This window comes from Kitasatospora sp. GAS204B, from assembly GCF_029892155.1.
GTDB lineage: Bacteria > Actinomycetota > Actinomycetes > Streptomycetales > Streptomycetaceae > Kitasatospora.
In genome coordinates this window covers 344,545-369,469 of the sequence record NZ_JARZAG010000003.1, presented here as the reverse complement: position 1 = coordinate 369,469, position 24,925 = coordinate 344,545, and the positions used below count along the sequence as shown (strand labels likewise).

The 24,925-nt window shown below is 71.6% G+C and carries 22 protein-coding genes; 11 read left to right on the top strand and 11 right to left on the bottom strand.

The window, feature by feature from the left end:
- Positions 1 to 67: 67 nt before the first annotated feature.
- From P3T41_RS06745 to P3T41_RS06730, 4 genes are all read left to right on the top strand, one after another.
- Positions 68 to 694 (top strand): hypothetical protein, encoded by a 627-nt coding sequence (locus P3T41_RS06745; RefSeq protein ID WP_280688630.1) that lies wholly within the window; start codon positions 68 to 70, stop codon positions 692 to 694.
- A gap of 272 nt (positions 695 to 966) precedes the next feature.
- Positions 967 to 1,866 carry a hypothetical protein gene (locus P3T41_RS06740; protein ID WP_280688628.1) on the top strand — a complete coding sequence of 300 codons (900 nt, stop codon included), beginning with the start codon at positions 967 to 969 and terminating at the stop codon, positions 1,864 to 1,866.
- Between the two features lie 117 nt (positions 1,867 to 1,983).
- Complete coding sequence (locus P3T41_RS06735) at positions 1,984 to 3,102, top strand: beta-ketoacyl-ACP synthase 3 (protein WP_280688626.1); 1,119 nt, start codon at positions 1,984 to 1,986, stop codon at positions 3,100 to 3,102.
- Between the two features lie 90 nt (positions 3,103 to 3,192).
- The gene (locus tag P3T41_RS06730; RefSeq protein WP_280688624.1) at positions 3,193 to 3,345 is read left to right on the top strand and encodes a hypothetical protein; all 153 of its coding nucleotides are present in this window, start codon (positions 3,193 to 3,195) and stop codon (positions 3,343 to 3,345) included.
- 70 nt (positions 3,346 to 3,415) lie between these two features.
- Here P3T41_RS06730 and P3T41_RS06725 read toward each other — a convergent pair whose 3' ends face one another.
- Together P3T41_RS06725 and P3T41_RS06720 are read right to left on the bottom strand one after the other, a co-directional pair.
- A complete protein-coding gene (locus tag P3T41_RS06725) occupies positions 3,416 to 4,225 on the bottom strand; it encodes an HAD-IB family hydrolase (RefSeq protein ID WP_280688623.1) in 810 nt (269 codons plus the stop codon).
- 224 nt (positions 4,226 to 4,449) lie between these two features.
- Positions 4,450 to 8,424: a hypothetical protein gene (locus P3T41_RS06720; RefSeq protein WP_280688621.1), complete on the bottom strand. Its 3,975-nt coding sequence runs from the start codon at positions 8,422 to 8,424 to the stop codon at positions 4,450 to 4,452.
- Between the two features lie 479 nt (positions 8,425 to 8,903).
- On the opposite strand from P3T41_RS06720, the gene P3T41_RS06715 reads away from it, so the two are divergent.
- From P3T41_RS06715 to P3T41_RS06695, 5 genes are all read left to right on the top strand, one after another.
- Positions 8,904 to 9,752 carry a hypothetical protein gene (locus tag P3T41_RS06715; RefSeq protein WP_280688620.1) on the top strand — a complete coding sequence of 283 codons (849 nt, stop codon included), beginning with the start codon at positions 8,904 to 8,906 and terminating at the stop codon, positions 9,750 to 9,752.
- Positions 9,749 to 10,954: an aldolase/citrate lyase family protein gene (locus P3T41_RS06710; protein ID WP_280688618.1), complete on the top strand. Its 1,206-nt coding sequence runs from the start codon at positions 9,749 to 9,751 to the stop codon at positions 10,952 to 10,954. Before P3T41_RS06715 ends, P3T41_RS06710 begins: the two co-directional genes overlap by 4 nt.
- A gap of 17 nt (positions 10,955 to 10,971) precedes the next feature.
- On the top strand, positions 10,972 to 12,225 hold the full coding sequence (locus P3T41_RS06705) for a DUF3500 domain-containing protein (protein ID WP_280688616.1): 1,254 nt from the start codon (positions 10,972 to 10,974) through the stop codon (positions 12,223 to 12,225).
- 283 nt (positions 12,226 to 12,508) lie between these two features.
- The gene (locus tag P3T41_RS06700; protein WP_280688614.1) at positions 12,509 to 13,678 is read left to right on the top strand and encodes a helix-turn-helix domain-containing protein; all 1,170 of its coding nucleotides are present in this window, start codon (positions 12,509 to 12,511) and stop codon (positions 13,676 to 13,678) included.
- Between the two features lie 148 nt (positions 13,679 to 13,826).
- Entirely contained in the window at positions 13,827 to 15,035 is a 1,209-nt protein-coding gene (locus P3T41_RS06695; RefSeq protein ID WP_280688612.1) for an acyl-CoA dehydrogenase family protein, read from the top strand.
- A gap of 57 nt (positions 15,036 to 15,092) precedes the next feature.
- Here the strand turns inward: P3T41_RS06695 and P3T41_RS06690 are convergent, their stop codons facing one another.
- Complete coding sequence (locus P3T41_RS06690) at positions 15,093 to 15,566, bottom strand: MarR family transcriptional regulator (RefSeq protein WP_280688610.1); 474 nt, start codon at positions 15,564 to 15,566, stop codon at positions 15,093 to 15,095.
- Positions 15,567 to 15,688: 122 nt separating this feature from the next.
- Between P3T41_RS06690 and P3T41_RS06685 the strand changes: the two genes are divergently transcribed.
- On the top strand, positions 15,689 to 16,567 hold the full coding sequence (locus P3T41_RS06685) for a class III extradiol ring-cleavage dioxygenase (protein WP_280688609.1): 879 nt from the start codon (positions 15,689 to 15,691) through the stop codon (positions 16,565 to 16,567).
- An 80-nt stretch (positions 16,568 to 16,647) separates the two neighbouring features.
- Positions 16,648 to 17,583 carry an NADP-dependent oxidoreductase gene (locus P3T41_RS06680; RefSeq protein ID WP_280688608.1) on the top strand — a complete coding sequence of 312 codons (936 nt, stop codon included), beginning with the start codon at positions 16,648 to 16,650 and terminating at the stop codon, positions 17,581 to 17,583.
- A gap of 241 nt (positions 17,584 to 17,824) precedes the next feature.
- Here P3T41_RS06680 and P3T41_RS06675 read toward each other — a convergent pair whose 3' ends face one another.
- The 8 genes from P3T41_RS06675 to P3T41_RS06640 form a co-directional block, all read right to left on the bottom strand.
- Positions 17,825 to 18,478, bottom strand: coding sequence for a CoA transferase subunit B (locus tag P3T41_RS06675; protein WP_280688607.1), 654 nt, complete (start codon positions 18,476 to 18,478; stop codon positions 17,825 to 17,827).
- Positions 18,478 to 19,233 (bottom strand): CoA transferase subunit A, encoded by a 756-nt coding sequence (locus tag P3T41_RS06670; RefSeq protein ID WP_280688605.1) that lies wholly within the window; start codon positions 19,231 to 19,233, stop codon positions 18,478 to 18,480. Before P3T41_RS06670 ends, P3T41_RS06675 begins: the two co-directional genes overlap by 1 nt.
- Positions 19,234 to 19,315: 82 nt before the next feature.
- On the bottom strand, positions 19,316 to 20,242 hold the full coding sequence (locus P3T41_RS06665; RefSeq protein ID WP_280688604.1) for a VOC family protein: 927 nt from the start codon (positions 20,240 to 20,242) through the stop codon (positions 19,316 to 19,318).
- Positions 20,243 to 20,277: 35 nt separating this feature from the next.
- On the bottom strand, positions 20,278 to 21,120 hold the full coding sequence (locus P3T41_RS06660; RefSeq protein WP_280688602.1) for a fumarylacetoacetate hydrolase family protein: 843 nt from the start codon (positions 21,118 to 21,120) through the stop codon (positions 20,278 to 20,280).
- A gap of 131 nt (positions 21,121 to 21,251) precedes the next feature.
- Positions 21,252 to 21,533, bottom strand: coding sequence for a hypothetical protein (locus P3T41_RS06655; protein ID WP_280688600.1), 282 nt, complete (start codon positions 21,531 to 21,533; stop codon positions 21,252 to 21,254).
- Positions 21,534 to 21,626: 93 nt separating this feature from the next.
- Complete coding sequence (locus P3T41_RS06650; protein WP_280688598.1) at positions 21,627 to 22,841, bottom strand: acyl-CoA dehydrogenase family protein; 1,215 nt, start codon at positions 22,839 to 22,841, stop codon at positions 21,627 to 21,629.
- A gap of 50 nt (positions 22,842 to 22,891) precedes the next feature.
- On the bottom strand, positions 22,892 to 23,386 hold the full coding sequence (locus P3T41_RS06645; protein ID WP_280688596.1) for a flavin reductase family protein: 495 nt from the start codon (positions 23,384 to 23,386) through the stop codon (positions 22,892 to 22,894).
- 185 nt (positions 23,387 to 23,571) lie between these two features.
- Complete coding sequence (locus P3T41_RS06640) at positions 23,572 to 24,915, bottom strand: helix-turn-helix domain-containing protein (protein WP_280688594.1); 1,344 nt, start codon at positions 24,913 to 24,915, stop codon at positions 23,572 to 23,574.
- Positions 24,916 to 24,925: the final 10 nt, after the last annotated feature.

The following is a 24,925-nucleotide window of genomic DNA, read 5'->3' as shown; positions in this document are numbered from 1 at the left end:
CCACCGCACCACCCGTTCGTCGCACCACCCATCTCACCTTCCGCCACACACCATCAGGAGAACCGTCATGTCTGCTGCTCTGATCACCGCCACCGAGCTCTCCGTCAAGCCGGAGCAGGTCGACGCCGTCACCGAGGCCTGGCAGAAGCACAACGACGCCTCCGGCTTCGAGGGCCGGATCCTCTACCGCGGCCTGGAGACCAACTCCGTGCTGGAGCTGGCGCCGCTGGAGGGCTTCGACCGGATGGAGGAGCTGCGCGCCGACTGGTGGAAGCTCTGGGAGGCCGTGGGCCCGCTGGGCGAGGCCGACTTCCAGCGCCAGATCCTGCAGTTCGTCGAAGCGCCCAAGCCGGCCGCCGGCGCGCTGCCGGACACCAAGTACGTCCAGATGCGCCACGTCGAGGTGGTCCCGCGGGTCTACCGCCAGTACCGGGCCTGGCGCGAGGAGACCATCTTCGACGTGGTCCGCACCTCGGCCGCCGTCGAGAGCTTCCAGGCCTTCCACTCGCTGGCCAGCACCGAGCCGGGCGTGATGTTCGTGTCCGGGTTCAACGCCGACCCGGCCAAGTACCTGGAGTCCTTCACCGACCCGCGCTACCAGGAGATCGTCCGTCAGGCGGGCGACAAGTACATCACCGGAGGCGACAACGGCCTGTACACCCGCATCTACGAGCGTGTCACCCCCCGCGTCTGACCCCCATCGGCGGGGCCGCCCCGGCCCCGCACGGCCCGCGGCCGGGGGGGGGGGGGCGGGGGGGGGGGGCCCCCCCGGCCCCGCCCCCCCCCCCCGGGGGGGGGCCGGCAGCGGGCCCGAACCCCCCGGCGCCGGCCCGCCCCGCCCCCCCGCCCCCGCTCCGCGGCGCGCCCCCGGGGCCCCCCCCCCCCCGGCCCCGGGGGGGGGGGGGGGGGGCCCGCGCCCCCCCCCCCCCCCGGCCGCTCCTTCCAGAAGGAGAAGGAGCAGTCATCATGACCATCACCCCCGAGGCCCCGCCCGCCACCGCAACGCCCACCGCCACCGCCCTGACCCGGACCTACGACCTGAGCGTCACCACCCAGGGCCCGCTCTACCCGCCGAGCGAGATCGTGGACGAGGACGGCAACTTCGTCGTCATCGGGCGGATCAACCGCCCGGGTCCCGACGGCGGCACCGTCTCCGCGTGGGGCAGCGCCGTGGTCTCGCCCGAGAGCCCGCTGCCGCCGCTGGGCCAGAACCTGCCGTACGCCATCGTCCGGGAACTCGACACCGACCCCACCGCGCCCGACGCCTCGACCGAGCTCTACACGCTCCCGCTCCCACTGCCGTGCAACAACTACCCGATGCTCTTCGCCCCCGCCCAGCGCCCCGACGCGCACGAGGTCAAGCGCCCCAGCCACCCGCTGCACAACGCCCCGATCCCGGACCTGCGGGAGGAGGACGGCCCGAAGGTGCGCGAGCCGATCACGATCGGCCAGTGGGTCCAGGCGCGCGGTCAGCTCAAGGTCCACGTGCCGGCCCACCGGCGCGGTGCCGACTTCTCGTTCGCCTTCACCGGGTTGATCCCGAACAGCCTGTACACCGTGATGTCGCTGCGCGAGCACGACCTCGACCCCGCCGGCCCGACCCGCCCGGGTCCGCTCGGTGTGCCGAACGCCTTCATCACCGACGACCACGGGATGGCGCACTACCAGGCGACGCTGCCCAACCCGTTCCCGGAGGCCGGCTCGCCCGGCTCGAACCGGGTGATCAACGTGGTCGTGCTGTGGATGAGTTACCAGCAGAACTACGGCGGCGCGATCGGGCACTTCGGCCTCGGCGGGGACATCCACGCCCAGCTGAAGCTGCAGGGCCCCAGCTTCCAGGAGTTCACCACGATCGCCGCGTCCTGACCGCCGCCTGCTGCCGGCTTCGTGAGCCGACTGGCTTCCTGGAGCGACTGGCTTCCTGAACCGACTGGCTCCCCGAACTGACTGGTTTCCCCGACCTGAGAAGAGACCCAAGAGATCATGGACAACTCACGCCCCATCGGCATCATCAGCACCGGCTCCTACCTCCCCGCCACCGTGGTGGACAACGACGAGATCGCCGAGCGGGCGGGAGTGAGCGCCGAGTGGATCGAGCGCAAGACTTGCATCCGCCGCCGGCACCGGGCCGCTCCGCACGAGGCCACCAGCGATCTCGCCGCGGCCGCCGCGCTGCGCGCCATCGAGCAGGCGGGTCTGACACCCGGACAGATCTCCTACCTGGTGGTCGCCACCTCGACCCCCGACCACCCGCAACCCGCGACCGCCGCGATCGTCCAGGGCCGGATCGGGGCCCGCCACGCCGCCGCCTTCGACGTCAACTCGGTCTGCAGCGGCTTCCTGTTCGCGATGACCGCCGCCGAGCGGATGCTGAGAGCCGAACCCTCGACCGGCGCCGGGCCGTACGCGGTGGTGATCGGCGCGGACGTCTACTCGCGGATCCTCGACTACAGCGACCGCAAGACGGCCATCCTGTTCGGCGACGGCGCCGGTGCGGTGGTGCTCGGCCCCGTGCCCTCGCGGGTCGGCGGCATCACCACCAGCCTGGTCACCCGCGGCGAGCAGCACCGGCTGATCAGCGTCCCGGCCGGCGGCAGCAGGCGCCCGGCGTCCAGCACCACGCTGGCGCAGGGGGCGCACTACTTCACCATGGACGGTCGCGGGGTGCGCGAGTTCGTCCACGGGAACCTGCCCGGGGCCGTGCACGAGCTGCTGGTGAAGGCAGGTGTGCCGGGCCGCGAGGTCCGCCACTTCGTCCCGCACCAGGCGAACGGCGTGATGCTCGCCGAGGTCTGGCCCGAGCTGGGGCTGGAGGCGGCCGGCCTGCACCTGACGCTCGCCGAGCACGGCAACACCGGCGCGGCCTCGGTCCCGGTCGCGCTGGACGAGGTGCACCGGCGGGGACTGCTCGCCGAGGGGGACCTGACGGTCCTCTCCGCGTTCGGCGGCGGCATGTCGGTGGGCTCGGCGCTGCTGCGCTGGGCACCGACCCGTTACGCGATGCCGGCCCGCGATCGTGCCGCGAGCGCCGCGTCCGCGCCGGCCTGGACGCCGGTCGCCGAGCAGCGGGAGCCGGCGCTGGCGCTGGCTGGCTCGCGATAGTCCTCCGCGGCGGACGCCGAGGCGTGCGAGTAACGCCCCTGCCACCCTTGCCACCCCTGCCAGTTCTGCCACTTCTGCCAAGGAGTCGAGATGACCAGCCAGGACGCCGCATCGAAACCCGCGAAGGGTGCGCCGGCCCAGCACCAGACCGAGTCGCGCTTCGCCGCCGGCGCCCCCGTCCCGCGCCTCGCGGGCGACACCGACGACGCATGGGAACCGCACATCTGCCGGGGCATCGACTGAAGCCCCGCGCACACGACCAAGGGCAGCGACGCGAAGTCGCTGCCCTTGAACGTTGTGCACGGGTACCGGCTCAGTCGAGCGGCAGCGCGCAGCTGGCCCGGCACGAGGCGCCGTGCCCGTCGCCGAGGCCGTCCGAGCCCATCGACCAGCAGGCCAGCGCGCACCCCGAGGTGCCGCGCTGGTCGAGGGACGGCAGCTCATGGCGCTGCGTCAAGTACTCACGCAGCAACGGGTCCTCGCCCACACCGCGCGGGTGGCCGACGCAGTCGAGCATCGGGAAGTCGGAGGGGTGGTCTCCGAACGCGAAGCAGGTGAGCGGATTGACGCCCGGGTGGTCGGCGAGCATCCGCAGCACCGCGGACCGCTTGCCCTCGCCGATCACCGGCTCGATCACCTCGCCGGTGTAGCTGCCGTCCAGCACGATCGGCGTGGTGCACAGGATGTGGCCGGCGCCGATGCGCTCGGCGATCGGAGCCAGGCAGGGCAGGAACGAACCGGAGACCAGGACGATCTCCGCACCGGCGCCGCGGTGGCGCGCCAACTCCTGCAGCGTGCCGGGGATGAAGAACCCCGGGTCGGTCGCACACTCGTCGAACCACAGCCGGCCGAGCGCCTCGATCTGGGCCGCGCTCTCGCCCGTGTAAGCGCGGTAGTAGCTCCGGTTGACCGTGCTGCGGGACGCACCGGCGTCCCCCTGGCTGCGCAGCTCCCGCGCGATCCGCTCGTACTGCTGCTGCCCGGTGGCTCCGTAGCGGCGCACGAGGTGGAACTGCAGGAAGTCGAACATGCTCTTGCGGCTGATCAGCGTCTCGTCGACGTCGCAGAAGACCAGGTAGGGCGGGCGGTGGACGGCCGTCCTGTCGGGCGCAACCGTGCTCATGGAGTGTCCTTCCCGTTCGTGGCGCGGGATCCTCACCGCGCGCATCGCATCAAACATTCCTTTGCGAAGGTATCACTTCGCGCCCAGCTCCTGGCAAGACCCCGGTCGGACAAGGATGTTCGGAGGGATCGCGAAAGTCGTCCGCCCGAGCCGCTCCGGCTGACCCGCTTCATGCCGAAGGCCCTCCCGGGCGCTCCCGGAAGGGCCTTCGGCATGAAGCGGCGTCAGGAGGTGAAGTAGCCCTCCAGGTCGGCGATCACATGGGTGTCACCCGCGTGGTTGTAGAAGGTCACCCGACCGTCCACCACCGGGACCACGACCAGGTTGGCCCTGGTCTGTCCGGCGGTGAAGTTGAGGTTCGAGGCGTTGGGACGCCCGATCCCGTGCGGATAGACCGTCATGTGGCTGTCATCGGTGGGCTCGGTGGCCGTGACGTTCAGCACCACCGCGGTCACTCCGGTGGCGGGCACGCCCTCGACTCCGCCCACCTGCAGGCTCACGATGTTGTCCCCGCCCATCTTCCCCTGGCGGGCGCCCGTGCCGACCCGGGTGTCCAGCAGGCGAACCGGCGTGACCGAGGAGTATGTCGATCCGGTGGCCGAGTAGTAGCCCGTGACGTCGGCGATCAGATCGACCGAGCCCGAGTTGTTACGCAGGTCCACCGCCCCGTTCACGACGGGGACGGTCACCAGGTTGGGGACGATCTGCCCGGCGGTGAAGTTGAGGTTCGACACATCGGGCAGCGGCTGGCCGTCGGGGTAGACGGTCACATGGCCGGCCGAGGAGGGGTACACGGCCGTCACGTTCATGACGACGGCGGTCACCCCGGTGGCCGGAACACCGTTCACGCCCGCTACCTGAAGCGTTGCCACACCGCCGGAGCCGACGGGTGCCTGGGGGGCACCGATGCCGTAGCGGGTGTCCATGAAGCGGGTCGGGGTGATCGGTGTGAACGCGGAGCCGGCGCCGGAGTCGGTGAAGTAGCCGGTGACGTCGGCGATCAGGTCGACCGAGCTGGAGGCGTTCTGCAGGTCGACCTTGCCGTTCAACACCGGAACGGTCACCAGATTGGGGACGGTGTCCCCGGCGGCGAAGTTGAGGTTCGACGTGTTCGGGGCGGGCTGACCGTCCGGATAGACCGTCACATGGCCGGCGTCCGACGGGCTGACGGCCGTCACGTTCATGACGACGGCGTTGACCCCGGTGGACGGAATCCCGTTCTGGCCCGCCACCTGAAGCGCCACCACGGCACCCCAGCCGAGCTTCGCCTGCGGGGCACCGATGCCGTAGCGGGTGTCCAGGAAGCGGGTCGGGGTGGTCGGGACGAACTTGCTCTTGGCAGCGGTCACGGCGGCGGTGACCGTGTACGCGTTGGGGAGATAGCCGTAGGAGGGCGTACCGCTGGTGTAACCGACAGTGTCGAGCGCCAGGTCGTAGCTACCGGGAGCCAGGCCGTTGGTGTTGACCAGGACATCGAGCGAGGTGCCGTCGGCGCTCACGGAGAGCGGAGTCAGCACCGTCTGCCTGGTGCCGTTCTTGGCCAGCCACATCTTGGTGCCCAGGGTGAGCCCCGTGCCCTGCAGAACGGCCTGGTGCTGCGTCCCGGCGGTACCAGTCGCGGGACTGATCCCCGTCGGTGTCTGCAGCGGGGGACGGGTGCAGTTCGTGTCGCAGGTACCCTGCATGCTGTACTCGACGGGGGTGGCCGCCTGGGCCGCGCTCAGCACCAGCACCGCCTGGCCGACAGTACCGGTATGGGGCGCCGCGCACCTGGCACCGAAGGTGCCCAACATGTTGACGCACTGGTACGTCATGTTGTAGTCCACCCAGTCGGAACTGCCGATCAGCGTCAGGAACGGCTCGTTGGGACCGGGGGAACTGCTGGTGCCGTAGACGTTGAAGGCCTGGTCGGCCGTCATGTCGACCACGGCGCAGTAGCCCGTCGAGGACTCGTTGAGCACGCCGCTGCGCAGCGCGAAGCCGTCCACGGAGACCGGGTTGGCGGCGCACTCGGGCGCCCAGCCGGCCGCCGAGCCGACCTTCCAGGCATCCACGTTGGTGTGGATGGTCGTGCCGTTGTAGCCGGAGGCGAGCACGAGCGCGACGTACGAGGTAGAGCCGGTGACCCGGCAGGCGGTGCCGAACTGGGTACAGGCGGACTTGCCGTTGGCGTCCACGACCATCACCAGCGTGCCGGGGTCATAGCGCGATCCCAGGGTGCGCGCGCTCAGCCAGAACTTGTCCGTGGTCGCGCCGCTGACCCGCAGGCAGCGGGCGTCCAGGTCCGAGGTCAGGTCGTACGGGGTCGACGGACCGCCGACCGCCGTCGAGGCCGGGGTGGTGCACGTCGCGGTCGGCGAGATGTCACGGTGGACCACCTTGTAGGTGTCCGCGCCGCCGACGCCGACCAGCATCGCCGTGTAGGAGACACCCGCCGCGAGCTGACAGGTCGTGGTGGAGCTGCCGACCGTCGCGCACACCTCGGTGCCGTTGGGATCCACCACGTGGACCGAGGCGTTCAACTGGTTCTTGCCGCTGGCGAAGTCGATCATTTCGGCGGCGGCGTGCTGCCCGGCGGGCAGGCTCAGGCAGGCTTGCGACACGGTCGCGGTCAGCGAGACCTGCGCGCCCCAGGAGCCGTCGAAGCCGGACTGCGGCCAGGCGGTGCAGCCGGCGGAGTCGCCCGTCCGCTGGATCGCCAGCCGGTACGCCGTGCCGGGCGTGCCGCTCACCACCGCGTGGAACGGTGCGGTGCCCGTCAACTTGCAGACGGAGTAGACGTAGCCGCCGTTGGTGCACTGCTTGGCGCCGCCCGCGTCGTCGATCTCGACCGCCACGTCGGCGCCGCCGGACGGCGGCTGGTTGAGCAGGTAGAGGCCGTTGCCGGCGGCAGTCGGCAAGGTCAGGCAGAACTGCTCGCCCGGGCCGGCGAAGGTGCCGGTGGCGGGGCCGTTCGCCAGGCCCTCGTCACCAGTCGCGACGCAGCCCCGGTTCTCCGTGGCCGAGTACAGGAACATGCCGAACGCCCCGGCGGTGGTGTTGCTCGCCTGGACCGCCCAGGTGTAGTCACCGGGGGTCAGGTCGCAGGCGCCGAGCGAGCAGTTGGCGACCAGTGCGGTGCCATCCGGCGTGAACAGCCCGCCGGACGGGGCCGTCCCGGTGGACACCGGGCCGAAGCTGTAATGGGTGGCGTCCGAGACCCGCAGCGTGCGGCAGCGAGCCGTGGAACTCAAGTCCGGGGTGGTCCCGAACGCCTGCGGCTGCACCAGCGTGCAGCCCTCCGGCTGGGAGAGCCGGGCGGCGCTGTAGGAGTAGTCCTGGGCGGCCCCGGACGGCTGCTGCACGGTCACGCGGAACGGCGCGCTGCCGGTGAGCCGGCAGTCGAGGCCGTTGCCCGGGTTCGACTGGTCGGTGCAGACCTGCTTGCCGGTGGCGTCGTACACGGTCTGGGTGACCCGGTAGATGTTCGCGTAGCTGCGCAGCACGTCGCCCGCGGCCAGGTCCAGCGTGTAGCAGTCCCCGGCGGAGGCGACGGGCAGCGAGCCGGGGAACACGGTCGGGGCGCCCAGCGTCCGGTCGGTCGCGGCCACCGTCTTGCAGCCGGTGGCGGAGAGCAGCGGGAGGTACGACACGGAGATGCCGTTCTGCGTCCCGCTGCCGTCCTTGACCTGCAGCGAGTACGTCCCCGCCTGAGCGGTCGGGCAGCGCAGCACGCCGTACCCGTAGCCGGCGCCGAATGGACTGTCGCAGGTCACCTTGGTGGTGCCGTCCGGCGCCACCAGCACCGGGTAGAGCGTGCCCTGGGCCGCCACGGCCTGGATGAGCACCAGGTCCGTCTGCTGCGGCAGGGTGATGGAGAAGGAGGCCGTCTGGTAGGCGCCGACCGCACAGCCGGCGACCGTCTGCGGATCAAGGGTGGCCGGGCACGGGCCGGTCGGGGTGCTCTGTTGGAGCGCCCGTACGGCCTCGCTGCGGGCGGACTTCGCGTCGGTCGTCGGCGCCGTCTTGGGCGTGGCCTTGGCCGGCTGGCTCTCGGACGCCGACGGGGGCGTGGTGGCGGCAGCCGACGGGGCAGCGGTGGCGCTGCCGGCCGTGGGTCCGGGAGTGGCGCCGGGCTGTGACGCGACGGCCGCGGCGGGCAGCGCCACCGCAGCGGCGCTGCTGGGCTGGCCCATCAGCGAGGCTACGACGGCCAGCAACACGGCACCCGACCCGAGCGCGCCGATGCTTCTCCTTCTTCCTCTGCCGGATGGCAGCAGGTTCATACGATCCCCCCATTTCGGTTACGCCGGACTTCTGTGATCTGCACAGGAACTGACGAGCAGGCGGAGTCTAACGAGTCGCATATGCGCCGGCGCGCGGGTTTCCGAGGCCGAAGCACCGGCGGACGCAGCGGGGCTCGATCCGGCACCGGGAACGGTGCGTTGCCGCTCCCCGCAGGGCTATCCGTTGCGGGTCTGCCGGGCGGTCATGGATACCAAGGACGGTGACTGTCGTACCGCCGCCCTGAGCGACAGGCCGATCCGGGCGCTGGTCGGCTGCGTGAGCCCCGATCAACTGCTGTCGGTCCAGCCATGGTTCGGTTCCGTCGATCGGTGCGCTCGGAAACTCGCGATTGTTCCTCGGCCGGGTCGGTAGGAAGCTCGTGTCGTCCACGCAGTGCCAGAGGAGAGGTCCGATGACCATCGCCGCAATCCCAGGAACCTCCGTCGTCGACGAGATCTCGGAGCGTGACCCGGACCTGGTCTCCGCCGGCGGCAGTCGGACGTGGTCGGTGTGCGGCCGGAACTTCGTGGTGGCGATCACCGAGCTCGAAGCGGGTGACCGCCTCACCGAGCATGACCTGCCCGAGGAGTACGTGCTGCTCGTCCAGGACGGCGCGGTGGTGGGGGTGGAACAGGACGGCCGGGCACGGGTGTCGGTGTCCGAACCCGCACTCGTCGTCGTGCCGGCCGGCACGAGCACCGTGCACGCGGCGGCGTCGACGACGGTGGCGAGGGTGTTCACGGCCCGCTGCGACGCGCAGATGAGGCGGGCCGTCAACCACGCGGCCGGGGCCGACCTGCGGGCCGCACCGCTACCGGAGCCCACCGAGGCCGGCGGTGACCGGATCCGGGTCCATCGCCTGCGCGACATTCCCGATGAGGAAGGACGCCTCGGCCGGATCTTCCGGACGAGGTCGCTGATGGTGAACTGGTTTCCGGTGCACGAGGGGCCGCGCGACACCGAGCGGCTCTCACCGCACTCCCACGAGGACTTCGAGCAGATGTCGGTGACCCTCACCGGGAACTACGCCCATCACCTCAGGGTCCCGTGGACCCCCCGGATGAGCGAGTGGCGCGAGGATGAGCACGTCCAGGTCGGCAGTCCGTCGATGACGCTGATCCCGCCGACCGTCGTGCACACCACCCGGGCGGTGGGCGCCGGCCCGCACACGCTCATCGACGTCTTCGCCCCACCGCGCGAGGACTTCATCGCGAAGGGCTGGGTGCTCAACGCCGGCGACTACCAGGGGACCCGGCCGTGACGGGCGATGCGTTTCCCCGGCTCGGCGCCTGGGTGAAGCTCCCCGCGCCGGAGAGTGTCGAGCTGCTCGCACTCGCCGGGTTCGACTTCGTCGTGATCGACGCCGAGCACGGCGCGATCGACATCCGCACGATGTCGACCATGATCGGGCTGGCCCGTGGCTGCGGGCTCGCGCCCTTCGTCCGGGTCGCCGGCACCGCACCACGCGACGTCCAGGTCCCGCTGGACGCGGGTGCGGCCGGGCTGTTCGTCCCGCAGGTCGATGACGCCGCCCGCGCGCGGGACGCCGTGCGAGCGACACGGTTCCCTCCGCTCGGACGACGTGGGGCCAGCAACTCCGGACGGGCCGGCCGGTGGGGGCTCGAGGCCCTCGGTGACTACCTGCGCTCCGGCAATGAGGAGGTTCGTCTCGTGGTCCAGGCGGAGAGCGTCGGAGCTCTCGAGGCGATCGTCGAGATCGGCGAGGTCGCCGGCGTCGACGCGGTCTTCATCGGCCCGACCGATCTCGCGGTCTCCGGCCGGTTCCGCGAGGGTGACGGCAGGCTGGCCGACCTCGTCGCAGGGGCCGAACGGCGCTGTGTCGACCACCACATCACCTTGGGGACCACGGCCTCGGGCAACGCGTCGGAACTGCTGGATCGCCGCGGGTACGACTTCCTCGTCCTGGGAGCCGACACCGCGATGCTGCGCCAGGGCGCACACGCGCTGGTGAAGGCGGTCGGCGACGCCCAGGCCATGGGAAGGCAGAGCCTGGCCCTCGTGCACACCGAGCTGTCGATGCTGGTGACGGCGCTGTGGTTCGAGATCGACCACGGTGACGGCTCGGCGGCCTCCGGTTTCTTCACCGCCGACGCGGAACTGACGTTCTCGCGCCGGACCTTCCGCGGCACCGACGAGATCAACGGCGTGTACCGCGACCGCACCGCGCGGGGGCCGCGGGTCTCACGTCACCTGATGTCCAACCTCCACCTCCTGCGTCACGAGACCGATCTGGTCGACGCCGTATCCGCCCTGGTCCTCTACGCGCAGGACGGCGAGCCTCCGCTGCCGACGACCGTTCCGGTGCTGGTCGCCGACGTGTTCGACCGCTTCGTCCGGGTCGGCGAGCCGGACACGGGCGCTCCCCGATGGCTCATCGCCTCCCGGCGGATCGAGAACCGCTTCCTCGTACCGGGCGACGTCCTCGCCGTCCCCACCGAGTAGACCGAGTAAGGAGCCACATGTCCCGTCAACGACGCCGGGAGGACTTCCCCCTGCCGGCCACTCGAAGCGCCCTGCCGATCGTCGACTCCCATCTCTTCGACGACCTGCTCCCCCCGGAGGCGGCCTTCGAGCTGACCGCCGGCCTGCGCCGTCATCGTGAGCCCTACATCGGCATCACCGAGAACGGCACCCCGCGTCCGGGCCTCTACCGTCTGGGCGATGCGGGGGCATCCCCGAAGACCGCCGTCATGGCGGCCCGGGCCTACCTCGACGGGCTGGCGCCCCACCAGAGGGCGGTCGCCGCCCTGCCGATGGACGCCCCGGAGTGGCGGTTGTGGACGAACGCGATCCCGACCTGGCACCCGAAGGGCATGCGCCTGGATCGGCTCGCCGACCGTGACCGCGACCGCGCACTGGCCGTCGTCGAGGCGAGTCTCAGCCCGGCCGGCTACGCCCAGGTGCGAGCCGCGATGGCGCTCAACGAGCACCTGGGCGAGCTCATCGACGACTACCGGGACACCCTCACGGAGTTCGCCTACTGGTTCACCGTCTTCGGGACTCCCTCGGGCGACTCCCCGTGGGGATGGCAGCTGATGGGCCATCACGTGGACCTGCACTGCGTCTTCGTGGGAGGGCAGGTGGTTCTCGCCCCCGTGTTCCTGGGCGCCGAGCCGACGACGGGGACGGGGCGGTTCGAGGGCGTCAGCGCTTTCGGCGACGAGACCGAGGTCGCCCTGACCTTCCGCCGCACCCTGGACCCGGGCCGGGCGGACGAGTTCCTGATGGGGCCCTCGCTGCGCGCGGCGGACCTGCCGCCCGAACTCGCCGGCCCGTGGAACGGTCGGCACCTCGCCGGGGCGGGCAGTGACAACCTCGTCCTGCCTCCCGAGGGCATCGTCGCGGCCAGCCTGCCGTCCGAGCAGCGTGACGGTCTGGTGGAGCTGATCCGGGTCTATCTCGACCGTCTCCCGCTGCCACAGGCCGAGCGCACCCTGGCGCTCGTGCGCGAGCACTTCGACGAGACACGGTTCGCCTGGCGCGGCGGCCACGATGACGAGTGCGCCTTCTACTACCGGATCCACTCACCCGTGCTGCTGGTCGAGTACGACAACCATCCCGGTGTCTTCCTCACCAATCCCGAGCCCGCCCGCTTCCACGTCCACACCATCGTGCGAGCCCCCAACGGCAACGACTACGGACGGGATCTCCTCGCCCAGCACTACCGGCTCCACCACGGCGGTCATGGAGTCCCGGGGCCGGCCGTGGGGTGAGATCGTCGAGTGCCTTGTCGACACCGTCGCCGTGTCCGAAGATACGGCCATGGGCACGGTGGTGGCACCCCGGTCCGTCCCTCGCGCGACGACGGGACGGTAGCCGGCTGTGGACGTCGGACGGGAGTGGCTCGCCGGGTTGGCCCCGGCGGGTCCGTGCGGCCTCGAGCTGTCGTCGTGCTCGCCGGCCACTCTCGCGGACGCGGTGGCGAAAGTCGGCCTGGATCCGGTGTGTTGGGCGATCGAGCAGGGACGGGCCGCGGCTTCGCGCATCGTGGCGGAGGTGCCCCCGCTCGACGGGGGCGGGGCCGCGATCGAGGTCCTACGCCGCGGCAGCGAGGCTGCCACGCTGCATTCGCTGTTGCGGTTGGCCGAGCCGTCGGCGCAGTTCCCCGCGGTCACAGACGAGTCGTTGGACGGAATCCGGGACTTCGTGCATCGCTCCATCCCGCTGGACCGGGTGCTGCGGGCGATCCGGGTCGGGCACGCGGACCTGGCGGGGGCGTTCCTGCGCGCCTGCGAACGGCTGGTCGAGCCGGCTCGGCTCACCCACGAGATGGCAGCCGTCATCGACGAGTTGTTCGGTTTCGTCGACGCGTTCACCGACGCGATGACCCGGAAGTACCTGACGGAACGCGACCGTTGGGTCACCAGCCAGGCGGCGGCCCGAGTGGAGACGGTGCACGCACTGCTGGCCGACGCCGTGGTCGACGTCGGAGCCGCCTCGCGCACGCTGGGTTACGACCTCGAACGCACGCATGTCGGCGTGATCGTGTGGGCCGACACTCCCGCCGAGGACGCCCGGCTCCAGTCGGCGGCGACGAGCCTGCTGACGGGGTGGGGTGCGCGGGTGATGCTGGTGGTGCCGGTCGGCTCCGGGCGCGTCTGGGCGTGGGGGACGGTGCCGAGCCGACGGCCCGAGCCGGCGAGCATCCCCGAGTTGGGAGCCGGGGTGTGCGCGGCCGTGGGCACCCCGGCCTCGGGGTTGCCGGGCTTCCGTCGAACGCATCAGGAGGCACTGCGCGTCGAGCAGCTGCGTGTCGAGCAATCGGGCGTAGAGCAACTGCGCGTCGAGCAACTGCGCGGCCGCTCGGTCAGGAAGCCGCCCCGCGTCACCCTGTACCGCGACGTCGTGCTCACCGTGCTGCTGGCCGGTGACCTGGTCGCCGCCAGGGAGTTCGTGGACAGCGAGCTGGGTGAGCTGGGGGGTCGTGGGGAGGCGGTGCAGGCGCTGCGCACCACGCTGTTGCACTATCTCGAAGCCGAGCGGAGCCTGGTGCGGGTCGCCGAGCAACTGCACGTTGCCCGAGGCACGGTGGCCTACCGCGTCAAGCGGGCGCAGGAGATCCTCGGCCACGACATCGGTACCCGCCGATTCCCCCTGTACGCCGCGCTGCTGCTGGCCGAAGAGCTCGGCGACACGGTCCTCGAGCCGGCCCGCCCCAGGACCTGAACCAGGCGTCCAATCACCCCGCTCGATGTTGGATCCGCAGATCAAGCGGGGCCGGCGGCCCAGGCTGTTCCATGAAGGGCACACGGCCGCAACGTTGCTGCCAGGCATCGTCTGCGGCGCGCCAGCGACCCGAGAAGGAGCCAGATCGATGACGATCGCCCTTGACCGCCCTGGAGCCACCACCGCCGACCGGGAGCAGCGCGCCGACCTGGTGGCGCGCGCCGCGAAGCTGCTCCCGCAGATAGCCGGCAACGCCGAGCGCAGCGACCGCGAACGGCGGGTGGTGGAGGAGAACATCGAAGCCCTCGCTGGTGCCGGGCTGTTGTCCATCCTGCAGCCGGCACGCTACGGCGGACTGCAGGCCGACGTGCGGACCTGCCTCGAGGTGTCCCGGGAGATCGCGCGCGGCTGCGGATCGACGGCGTGGGCGGCGACGCTGCTCAACGTCTGCTCGTGGTACGTCGGGCTGTTCACGGGCCGGGCTCAGGACGACATCTGGGCCGACGACCCGACCGCCCGTGTCGCGGGCGTCCTCGCGCCGACGGGGACGGCCGATGAGGTGGACGGCGGCTTCGTCGTCACCGGCCGGTGGAGCCCGGCGTCCGGCTCGGCCCATGCCCAGTGGGCGATCGTCGGTGTGCTCCGTGTCACCGGCGCCGAGCTCGAGCCGGGGATGGTCCTGATTCCGATGTCGGAACTGACCGTCGAGGACACCTGGTTCGTGACCGGCATGCGCGGCACCGCGTCCAACACCCTGGTCGCCGACAAGGTCTTCGTCCCCTGCCACCGGTACCTGTCCGCGCCGGACGCCGTGGCGGGGCGCTACCTCACCCCGCACGCCGAGGAGGCCGTCTACCGCTCGGCCTTCGTCCCGGTGTCGGCGCTGGTGCTCGCCGGGCCGCAGCTCGGGCTGGCACAGGCTGCCCTCGACCTGGTCGTGGAGCGGGCCCCTCGCCGGCCCATGACCTACACCTTCTACGACAACCAGGCCGTCGCTCCCACCACGCAACTCGCAGTCGCACAGGCCGCGTCGCTGATCGACTCGGCCCAGCTGCATGCCTACCGGGCCGCCGCCGAGATCGACGAGGCTGCCGCGCACGGCAGTTACCCCGACTACGACGCCCGCGCCCGGATGCGGATGGACACCGGGGTCGCCGCCGTCAACGCGCGCGAGGCCATCCGCATCCTGGTCTCCGTCCACGGGGCGGGCAGCTTCGCCGAGGCCAACCCGCTGCAGCGGATCTGGCGCGACAGCGAGACCGGCAGCCGGCACGCGATCGTCAGCCCCGAGGTCAGCGCGGAGTTGTACGGGAAGTCGCTGCTCGGCATCCGGGGCACCGTCACCGACCTCGTCTGAGATCCCGGTCCCACCGTCGCCAAGCCGAGCCGAGCCAAGCCAAGGCCAAGCCGGTGCTCAGCCGCCTTCGAGTTCCCGGCGCACGGTGGCGGCGATGCGGGTGAGCGCGGCTTCGAGGTGGCGGCGTTGAGCGGCGCTGAGCGGATCGAACACGAGTCGCTTCACCTGCGCGACGTGTTCCGGTGCGCTCTCGACGAGCTTCTGCCGGCCGGCGTCGGTCAGGGTGGCGAGGGTGTATCGACCGTCGGTGGGGTCGGGTCGGCGGGCGACCCAGTCGCGGGCTTCGAAGCGGTCCATCATCTTCGACAGGCGGGGCTGGGTGCTGTCGCAGACCCGGGCCAGGTCGCTGAGTCGCATCGTGGCCTCGTCGGCCATGGACAGCTGGGCCAGCGCCCCGTACTCGAAGTTGGAGATGCCCGCGTCTCGCTGCAGTTGGCGGTCGAGGGCCGCCGGGAGGGCGATGACGACCGTGAGGAGCGCCTGCCACAGGTCCTGCTGGTCGTCGTCGAGCCAGGGCGACTGAGTGTCCATGGGCCCCATCATACTTGCCCGGACAACTCGCATCACTTGCCTAGGCAACTCTTGATGAGCTACTTTTAACTTGCCTGGGCAAGTGAAAATACTTGCCTGGGCAAGTGAAGGAGCTGATGTCGATGACCACCACGAGCAGCCTGGCTTTCCCCCTCCCGCCGCACATGCCGGCCGCGGCCTACGACGACCTGCTGGCCCGGGTCCTGCCGCAGGCGCGCGAGCAGCGGGTGTGGCACCCCTCCGACGGGCCGCTGCCCAGCCTTTTCGTCAGCCACGGGGCCCCGTTCACCCTCGACGATCCGCAGTGGCTCGGCGAACTCTTCGACTGGGCCCGGTCGATGCCCAAACCCCGGGCCATCGTCGTCATCTCGGCCCACTGGGAACAGGCACCGGTCGCGATCTCCGGAGCCGCGGCCGGCACCCCGCTCCACTACGACTTCAGCGGCTTCCACCCCCGCTACAAGACCCTGCCCTACGCGACCCCGGACGCCACCGACCTGGCTCGGCGACTCACCGGCCTGCTGGGTCGCACGCCGGTGCACGAGTTCACCGACCGCGGCCTCGACCACGGCGCCTTCATCCCGCTGATGGCCATGTACCCCGCGGCCGACGTTCCGGTCGTGCAGCTGTCGATGCCAAGTCTCGATCCCAGCGCGCTGCTTGAGCTCGGGGCACGCCTGCGGCCGCTGCGCGAAGAAGGCATCCTGGTCCTCGGCTCCGGCTTCATGACGCACAGCTTCGCCGTCTTCCACCGGCCGGAGCTCGCCGCCGCCACCGCGGCGTTCGACGAATGGGCCGTCGACGCCCTCGCCCGCGGCGACGCCGACGCCCTCGCCGACTACCGCAACAAAGCACCCGGTGCCGCGGTCGCCCACCCGACGGCCGACCACTTCGTCCCGCTGCTGGTCACCGTCGGCGCCGCCGATGACCCCGGCAGCGCTGTGAGCGCCATCGACCGCATGGTGCTGGGCAACTCCACCCGCTCGGTGCAGCTGACCTGAGCGCCTCGACGTGCTCCACCTTCCCGCCTGATCGCCTCATCCCTTGGCGACGGCATCAATACACCCTGGAGGAAAGTGCCATGAAGGCCATGCGTTTCCACGAGTTCGGCAGCAGCGAGGTCCTGCGCTACGAGGACGTCGAGCGTCCGGTCCCCGGCGCCGGGCAGGTGCTGGTGCGGGTGGCGGCCACGTCGTTCAACCCGGTCGACGACCACATCCGCGCCGGTGCCCTGGCCCAGATGCTCCCGATCACTCTCCCGTACGTGCCGGGGATCGACCTGGCCGGCACCGTGGCCGAGCTCGGCGCGGGCGTGACGGGCCTGGCGGTCGGCGACCGGGTCGTGGCGATGCTGCCGCTCGACTCCGCCGGCGGCGCCGCCGAGTACGTGCTGGTCCCGGCCGAGTCCCTGGCCGCGGCGCCGCAGACGACCGAGCTGGTCGACGCCGCGGCGCTGCCGCTGACCGGCCTGGCGGCCTGGCAGGTGGCGTTCGAGCTCGCCGAGCTGAAGCCCGGTCAGACCGTCCTGGTCAACGGGGCGGGGGGCGCGGTGGGCAGCCTCGTGGTGCAGCTCGCCGTCGACGCGGGAGCGCACGTGACCGCGGTGGACGCGCCGCAGCACGCCGACCGCCTTCGCGGCTACGGCGCGGAGCGGGTCGTCGGCCCCCTCGACCTCGCCGCGGGCCCGGCTGCCGTGGGCGGTCCGTTCCAGGTCGTGGTGAACCATGTGCGCGTCTCCCCGGAGGAGCTCGCGCAGCTGACGAACTACATCGCCGACGGCGGGGTCGCCGCCAGCAGCGCCGGCCCGATTCCCGAGGACCCCGCTCGGGGGGTGCGCAGCGCGAGCCTGTGGGTGCGCAGCGACGGAGCCCAACTGGCCGAGCTGGTCGCCAAGGTGGATGCCGGCAAGCTCCAGATCCACGTCGCCGCCCGCCGCCCGGTGGCCGAGCTGGCCGCCGTGCATGCGGACGCCGGCGCCGGGCGGCTGCCCGGCAAGACGGTCGTGCTCGCTCCCTGATCACACCCGACCGGGCCGCCCGCCGTGCTCACTCCCGCCGGTGGGCGGCCCGCTGGTTCGACGGCGGCCGCACCCGCGACCCGTCGCCACCGGCGAGGCCCTGCGGCAGGCCCGGCACTCGAGCCCTGGTGCTGCCGCTCACGCACGTTGCCCGGGACGCCGCAGCGTCCCGGGCAACATCGTCTTCACTTGGGCTCCGCCGGCCCGGTGGCTGTCCAAGATCACCGGGCCGGCGGAGGTCTCAGGTGGTCCGGCGGAGTGGTTCCGGAAGGCGCAGCGCTGCCGCCGTGGCTGTGACGATCTGCTCCACCGTGACACCGGGCGCCGTCTCGACCAGGACGAGGCCGTGGTCCCCGACGTCCAGGACGCCCAGGTCGGTGATGATCCGGTGGACGCAGGCCCGGCCGGTCAGCGGGAGGGTGCACTCCTCGACGATCTTGGGGCTGCCGTCCTTGGCGGTATGGTCCATCAGGACGATGACCCGGCGTGCTCCGTGGACGAGATCCATCGCGCCGCCCATGCCCTTGACCATCTTGCCGGGGACCATCCAGTTGGCGAGGTCGCCGTGGGCGGAGACCTGCATGCCGCCGAGGATCGCGGTGTCGATGTGGCCGCCGCGGATCATGCCGAACGACAGCGCGGAGTCGAAGAACGCCGCGCCGGGCAGGACGGTGACGGTTTCCTTGCCCGCGTTGATCAGGTCGGGGTCCACGGTGTCCTCGGCCGGATAGGGGCCGGTGCCGAGGATGCCGTTCTCCGACTGGAGCACCACGTGCACCCCCTTGGTCACGTAGCCGGGTACCAGGGTGGGCAGTCCGATGCCGAGGTTGACGTAGTCCCCGTCGCCAAGTTCGGCCGCGGCTCGGGCCGCCATCTCGTTGCGGGTCCAGGCCATCAGGGGGCCACCGTCCTCTTCTCGACGCGCTTGTCCGCCGCCTGCTGCGCGGTGAGGGCTACGACCCGCTGGACGAAGACGCCGGGCAGATGGATCTCGTCGGGGTTCAGGACGCCCGGTTCGACCAGTTCCTCGACCTCGGCGATGGTCACCCGGCCTGCCATGGCGGCCAGCGGGTTGAAGTTGCGGGCGGACTTGTCGAAGACGAGATTGCCGTGGCGGTCGCCGCGCGCCGCACGGACCAGGGCGAAGTCGCAGGTGATGGCCTCCTCCAGGACGTAGCCGCGGCCGTGGAAGGTGCGGATCTCCTTCGTCGGCGAGGCGACGGCGACGCCCCCGTCGGTGTGGTGGCGCCAGGGGATGCCGCCGTCGGCGAGCGCGGTGCCCACGCCGGCGGGGGTGTAGAAGGCGGGGATGCCGCAGCCGCCCGCGCGCAGGCGTTCGGCGAGGGTGCCCTGGGGCACGAGTTCGACCTCGACTTCGCCGGTGAGGTACTGGCGGGCGAACTCCTTGTTCTCACCGACGTAGGAGCCGGTGACGCGGGCGATGCGTCCGGCGCCGAGCAGGACGCCCAGGCCGTGCTCGTCGGTGCCGCAGTTGTTGGAGACCACGCGCAGCGAGCCCGCACCCTGCTGGTACAGGGCGGAGATGAGGGTGCTCGGGATGCCGCACAGGCCGAAGCCGCCGACGGCCAGCGAAGCGCCGTCTTCGATGTCGGCCACGGCGCCGGCCGCGGTGGGTGAGGTCTTGTCCATGGATGTCCTTCGATGAAGCTCGCAGGAGACGCTGCGCAGGGTGCGCGGAGCGCCGTCCCGGTTCGGCCCGCTGCTCGTGCCGCTACCTGGACTCGCTGTGTGAACCGGCCATCAGGGCAGCGAGGTCCTCGGGGGCGAGGAAGGAGGGCGGGGGCGGCGGGCCCCAGTTGAACAGTCCCCTGGCGCCCTCCAGGACCTCCGGCGTCCACAGCTGGTCGTCGACGATGCAGTCCAGGTCGGAGTAGTACTCGCTGAAGTTGCCGGCCGGGTCCTTGAGGTACCAGAAGAAGTTGGAACCGGCGTGGTGCCGTCCCAGGCCCCAGATGTGCCGCTCGGGGTTGCCCTCCAGCATGGCGGCGGCGCCGCGGCCGACCTCGTCGATGTCGTCGACCTGCCAGGAGGAGTGGTGCAGGAAGGCCACCGGGGCGGCCAGGACCAGGATGTTGTGGTGGTCGGTGGAGCAGCGCAGGAACGCCCCGTGGTCCTTGATGTAGTCGGACGCCTTGAAGCCGAGCCCGTCGCGGAAGAACGCGGTCGTGGCGTCGAAGTCCGTGGTGCCGAGGACGGCGTGGCCCAGCTTGCGGGGCCGCACGCGGCTGGTGCGCAGCACACCGGGCGCGCGGGCACCGGTCCGCTGGGCGCGTCCGGGGCCATTGTAGGCGGTGATCGCCACCGGGGCCTGGACCAGGCGGGGAGCGACCTCCAGGACCGCACGTACGGAGGTGGTCCGGTCGTACGTGATCAGCGTCAGGGCGTCGACGATGCTCTCGATGCCGAGCCGCTTCAGCCGCGAGGCGGCCGCAGCCAGGTCGTCAGGGGTGTCGACGCCGATCCGGACCTCCACCAGGCGCCGGGTCGGCGCGTGAACGATCCGCAGCTGGCGTCCGGCGTCCTGGGTGGTGAACCAGCCGTCGCCGTCCGGGGTGAGACCGAAGTCGGCGTAGTAGGCGGCGGTCTCGGCGACGTTGGGGACCCCCATGGTGATGGAGGTCAGACGGTGCAGTGCCATCAGGACTCCTCTGTCCGTCTGTCCGTCGAACCGGGTCAGGCGACGAAGGTCTGGCGCAGTTCGCCGATGCCCTCGATGGTGCTGACGAGCACGTCACCGGCGGCCAGCCAGCGCTGTGGATCGCGGCCCAGCCCCACGCCGGCCGGAGTGCCGGTGAAGATGACGTCGCCGGGCAGCAGCGGCAGTACCGCCGACAGCCCGGCGATCAGGGCGGGCACGGAGAAGATCAGGTCGCGGGTGCGGCCCTTCTGGACCTGCTCACCGTTGATCGCGCAGCGCAGTTCCAGGTCGTCGGGATTGTCGAACTCGTCCGGCGTCACCAGCCACGGCCCGATGGGGGCGAACCCGGGGAAGGACTTGCCCAGGCTGAACTGAGGCACCGGGCCGGCCAGTTGCGAGACCCGCTCGGAGAGGTCCTGACCCACCGTCAGTCCGGCGATGTGACTCCAGGCATCGCTCTCGGCGACGCCCTCGGCGCGGCGGCCGATGACCGCGACCAGCTCGACCTCCCAGTCGGTATGGCCCCCTGCCGGCAGCTTCACCTCGGTGACCGGTCCGCTGATGCTGGTGACGAACTTGGTGAACACCGGCGGCAAGCCCTCGGGCGCGCTGAACCCGGACTCCGCGGCATGGGCGCGGTAGTTCAAGCCGATCGCCAGCGTCTGCCGTGGCGCCGGGGCCGGTGAGCCCAGCTCGGCCGGCTCGAACGCCACCCCCGCGGGCAGGTCGGCGGCGGCGGCCCAGGCCCGGAACGCCTCCCACCGCTCGTAGACGGCCTGCGGGTCGGCGGAGAAGCTGCCGTCACTGGCCTGTTCGACGTCGACGGCCTTGCCGTCCACGATGAGGGCCAGCCGGCCGGAAAGGGTGGCGATACGCACGATGTGTCTCCCGAGGGGGAAGTGGGCGGGGCAGCCGACCGCGTCGGCGGGTGCTGCTCAGCTTGGGGTGAGTCCAGCTGGGTCCAGCCGCCGACGATGTCGGCGTTCTCTTGCTGACGGCGGGGGTGGGTTCAGCCGCGGTCGACTGCGGCGTGCCCGGCCGCGTCGATGCCGGGATAGTGGATGTCGTTGACCTGTTCGGTGAGTCGCCGCGCGGCTGCGTCGTCACCGAAGTGGGTGCCCGGTGTCGAGAGCGACAACACCCCGGTCCCGATGGCGTGTTCGTCCATCATCGCCAGTGCGGCCGACGGGCTCCAGCCGGGCAGCGCGTGTCCGATTCCGGCTGCCGCGAACGCCTCGGCGTACTCCCGGGGCACGAGATGCTGGTGCAGATCGATCCGGCCTGTCGTCACGAACGGTCGCCTCCTCGGGTAAACGTGCGGGAAAGGGGCGTACGGGCAGTCTGCCCGGACGATCGGGTTCTGGTTGCCGTCGGTGACGATTGTCTACACCATCACGGACACCGTGCCCCGGATGCTGAACAGCGACTTGCCGTAGATCTCGGCGGCCACGTCGGGGTTGAGGACGGCGTGCCGGCTGCCGGTCTCGATGTCGCGCCAGATGCGCTGCAGCGGATTGGACTCGCCGAAGCTCGAAGCCCCCTGGGCCGAGCACACGATGCGGACCGCCTCACGGGCGTGGACCGCCGCCATGCCCGCGTCCATCCGGATCCGTGCCCGGGCGTCGTAGTCGGGGAACACCCCGGCGCGTGCGGCCTCGTCGATGTCGGCGGCCGCGCGGTAGGCGTGCAGCAGGGCGGAGTCGGCGACCGACGCCGCGTTCGCGGCGGCGAGTTGGGTGGTGGGGGCCTCGGCCTGGGAGGCGTAGTTCGTCAGGGTCAACCCCCGCTGCGGGGCCTTCTCGATCAGGAGATCGACGGCGGCCGCAGCCAGCCCGAGCTGGGGCCCGGTCAGTACGAGTGCGGCGACCGGCACGAACGGCGCCCGGTAGAGCGCCTCGTCGGTGAAGGGAGTGGCGTAGCGACCCTCGACGGCGTCGGGGACGGAGTGGAAGCGGTGTGCGGGTACGAAGAAGTCCTCGCCGACGAGCGTGTTCGACGCCGTCCCGCGCATGCCCGCCACGAACCAGGTGTCCTCGACGGTCAGTTCCGACATCGGCGCGAGCACCATGCCGACGGCGTCCGAGGTGCCCTCGGCATCCGGCCGGGTGACCCCGAGGACCGCCCAGTCGGCGTGGGCGCACCCGGAGGCGGGGGCCCAGCGCCCGCTCACCCGGTAGCCGCCCTCGACCACGCGCGCGGTACCCGAGGGGGTCACGACGCCGGCGACCCGGGCGTGCGGGGTGTGGGCCCAGACGTCGTCCTGGGCCTGGGCGGGGAAGAGCCCGACGAACCAGGCGTTGGCGTTGAGCAGCGAGGTCAACCAGCCAGTGGAGCCGCAGGCGCGCCCGACCTCGCGGCCGACCTCCAGCAGGGTGCGGAAGTCGGTCTGCCGGCCGCCGTAACGGGCGGGCTGCATCAGCGACAGCAGGCCGGCCTCGGCCAGGGCGTCGATGTTCTTCGCGGGCACCGCTCGCTCGCGGTCGGTCAGTTCGGCGTTGCCGGCGAGCACCGGTCGCAGCGCGGCGGCGCGCTCGACCAGGTCGGCCCGCAACTCGCGCGCGGCGCCGGTCAGATGGGGAGTGTCCAGGGAGATACTCATCGTCGTCACCTCGGTGTCGGGGGTTGTCGGGGTACGGGTCGGCTCGCGACTCAGCTCGCGACAGCGAGGCCGGAATGCGTGCCGAAGACCCGGCGCGCGTAGACCAGCGGGGCCGTGGGGGTCGACTCGGCCTCCTCGACGCCCACGACGAGCAGGACGTGGTCGCCGCCGTCCACGTGGCGCTCCACGCGTCCCGCCGTCCAGCCGGCCGACTCGGGCAGGTAGGGAAGTCCGGAGCGGACGGTCCAGCTGACGCCGTCGAACTTCAGGCCAGGTCCCCGACTTGGACGGGCGAACGTCGACGCCAGCTCCTGCTGGTCGGCGCCGAGGATGTTCACCCCCACCCGGTCACCCGGCTGAAGGTGGGTCAGCAGCCCCGAGGCGCGGTCCAGGGCGAAGCTCACCAGCGGAGGGTCCAGCGAGAGCGAGGCGAAACTCGACACGGTGCTGCCGTGCGGTCGCCCGTCGGCGGTCATCGCCGTCACCACGGTGACCGGGGCACACACCCCGCTCATCAGCTCGAGGAAGGTCTCTCGGTCGATCATCGTGCGCCTCCTGGAGTGCTCGAGTCCGTGTGTCGGGATGCGCGGCCCGGTACCGCACCGCGTCCGACACCTCGAAGTAAACGCAAGCTCCCGGGGTGGCCGCTTGTTCTGGCGGCTCAGAATCCCGGCCTCCTGTTGGTCTGCCGGGTCGGTCCGGGCCGCGACCGGCCCGCCGGGCTCACCGCTCACCGCTGGATGTCGCGCGGTAGCAGGACGGCGTCCCCCAGTTCCTCGGCGAGCGCCAGGGCGGTGTGCAGGGCGAAGCGGCGGTCGTCGAGGTCGTGTCCCAGCACCTCCTGGGCCCGCTTCACGCGGTAGGTCACGGTCCCCCTGGCCACGTGCAGGTTTCGGGCGACCTCGACCAGGCGGCGCTCGGCGCCGATGTACTGGTACAGCGTGGTCCGCAGCGCCTCCATCGGTGCGCTGCGGGCGGCTAGCCCGCCGAGTTCACGTCGCACGAAGTCACCGGCGGCGTCGAGATCGGTGGCCGACAGCGCGATGGCAGCGACGTCGGCGTAGGCGGTCGCAGGCCTCGGAACCCGTCCGGCCTCGCGCCGCAGCCGCTCGACCCGCTCCCCGCGTTCGGCCTCACCGTGCGAGCGACGGAAGCCCGCGACACCGGCGCCCGGGGTCCCGAAGGCCGCCTGCACCTGCTGCCGGGACAGTGCCTGCGCGACGGCATCCCACGAACCGGTCCGGCGCGTGCCGTCCGGAGGTACGGTGCCCCACGCCCACAACCGCCCCGAGGCCACGGGGACGACCAGCGTCGTGGTGGCATCCCGGGCCCGGAGCGCCTCGATCGCCGCCGCCTGCAGCGTGGAGCTCCTGTTCGGCGAGTCCGACCACACCACCACCGCCTCGTGGGTCCGCCGCAGGTCGTAGCCGAGGGCCCGCGACGCCTCGCCGACATCCGCCGTGGTGGCATCACCCAGCAGGGAACGCACAATGTCGGCCCGTGCCGCGGCCGCGCTGGTGCTCCACACCTCGTGCTCCACGAGGTACGTGCGGATCATGGCGTCGGACAGCTCGTCGACGTAGCTGAACAGCTCGCGGGAGACCGCCGTGACCTCCTCGACGGCCGCCTGCGGGTCGACCAGCTCGGTGCAGGCCCGCAGGAACGCCTCGGCCGTTGCCGCGTGCCCGATCCGGACGCCGTGCAGCACCTGTTCGAGCGGCACGCCCCGGTGGACGAACTCGCGGATGCCCTCCAGGGTCGCCGCACCGATGGGCGGGGCGACGGCCGGGCCGTCCAGCAGGGTGAACAGCGCCCGCAGGGTGGTCCCTTCGTTGCCTCGGCGGAGCAGCTCGACCCCGGCCGGGCTGCCACCGAGGGCCGGCACCTCGCCGACGATCCGCCGCACGACCAGGGAACTCAGTTCGATCGCCCAGAGCACGGGGTCCGCACCGACGCGTTCGACGGCGTCCTCGACGATCGCGCGAGGAGCTGCCGCTCGGTCGATGTCGACCTCACCTCGCGGGCCCAACCGCGCGATCCAGGCCCGCCGCAGCGGCCGGACGGTCTCGGTCATAGTGCCCTCC

Bases quoted from the DNA above. Each gene is read 5' to 3' on its own strand.
- P3T41_RS06665 (WP_280688604.1), bottom strand. From the start codon at position 20,242: ATGGCACTGCACCGTCTGACCTCCATCACCATGGGGGTCCCCAACGTC.
- P3T41_RS06690 (WP_280688610.1), bottom strand. From the start codon at position 15,566: ATGGACACTCAGTCGCCCTGGCTCGACGACGACCAGCAGGACCTGTGG.
- P3T41_RS06745 (WP_280688630.1), top strand. From the start codon at position 68: ATGTCTGCTGCTCTGATCACCGCCACCGAGCTCTCCGTCAAGCCGGAG.
- P3T41_RS06705 (WP_280688616.1), top strand. From the start codon at position 10,972: ATGTCCCGTCAACGACGCCGGGAGGACTTCCCCCTGCCGGCCACTCGA.
- P3T41_RS06670 (WP_280688605.1), bottom strand. From the start codon at position 19,233: ATGGACAAGACCTCACCCACCGCGGCCGGCGCCGTGGCCGACATCGAA.
- P3T41_RS06730 (WP_280688624.1), top strand. From the start codon at position 3,193: ATGACCAGCCAGGACGCCGCATCGAAACCCGCGAAGGGTGCGCCGGCC.
- P3T41_RS06695 (WP_280688612.1), top strand. From the start codon at position 13,827: ATGACGATCGCCCTTGACCGCCCTGGAGCCACCACCGCCGACCGGGAG.
- P3T41_RS06685 (WP_280688609.1), top strand. From the start codon at position 15,689: ATGACCACCACGAGCAGCCTGGCTTTCCCCCTCCCGCCGCACATGCCG.
- P3T41_RS06650 (WP_280688598.1), bottom strand. From the start codon at position 22,841: ATGAGTATCTCCCTGGACACTCCCCATCTGACCGGCGCCGCGCGCGAG.
- P3T41_RS06735 (WP_280688626.1), top strand. From the start codon at position 1,984: ATGGACAACTCACGCCCCATCGGCATCATCAGCACCGGCTCCTACCTC.
- P3T41_RS06715 (WP_280688620.1), top strand. From the start codon at position 8,904: ATGACCATCGCCGCAATCCCAGGAACCTCCGTCGTCGACGAGATCTCG.
- P3T41_RS06640 (WP_280688594.1), bottom strand. From the start codon at position 24,915: ATGACCGAGACCGTCCGGCCGCTGCGGCGGGCCTGGATCGCGCGGTTG.
- P3T41_RS06645 (WP_280688596.1), bottom strand. From the start codon at position 23,386: ATGATCGACCGAGAGACCTTCCTCGAGCTGATGAGCGGGGTGTGTGCC.
- P3T41_RS06725 (WP_280688623.1), bottom strand. From the start codon at position 4,225: ATGAGCACGGTTGCGCCCGACAGGACGGCCGTCCACCGCCCGCCCTAC.
- P3T41_RS06675 (WP_280688607.1), bottom strand. From the start codon at position 18,478: ATGGCCTGGACCCGCAACGAGATGGCGGCCCGAGCCGCGGCCGAACTT.
- P3T41_RS06740 (WP_280688628.1), top strand. From the start codon at position 967: ATGACCATCACCCCCGAGGCCCCGCCCGCCACCGCAACGCCCACCGCC.
- P3T41_RS06680 (WP_280688608.1), top strand. From the start codon at position 16,648: ATGAAGGCCATGCGTTTCCACGAGTTCGGCAGCAGCGAGGTCCTGCGC.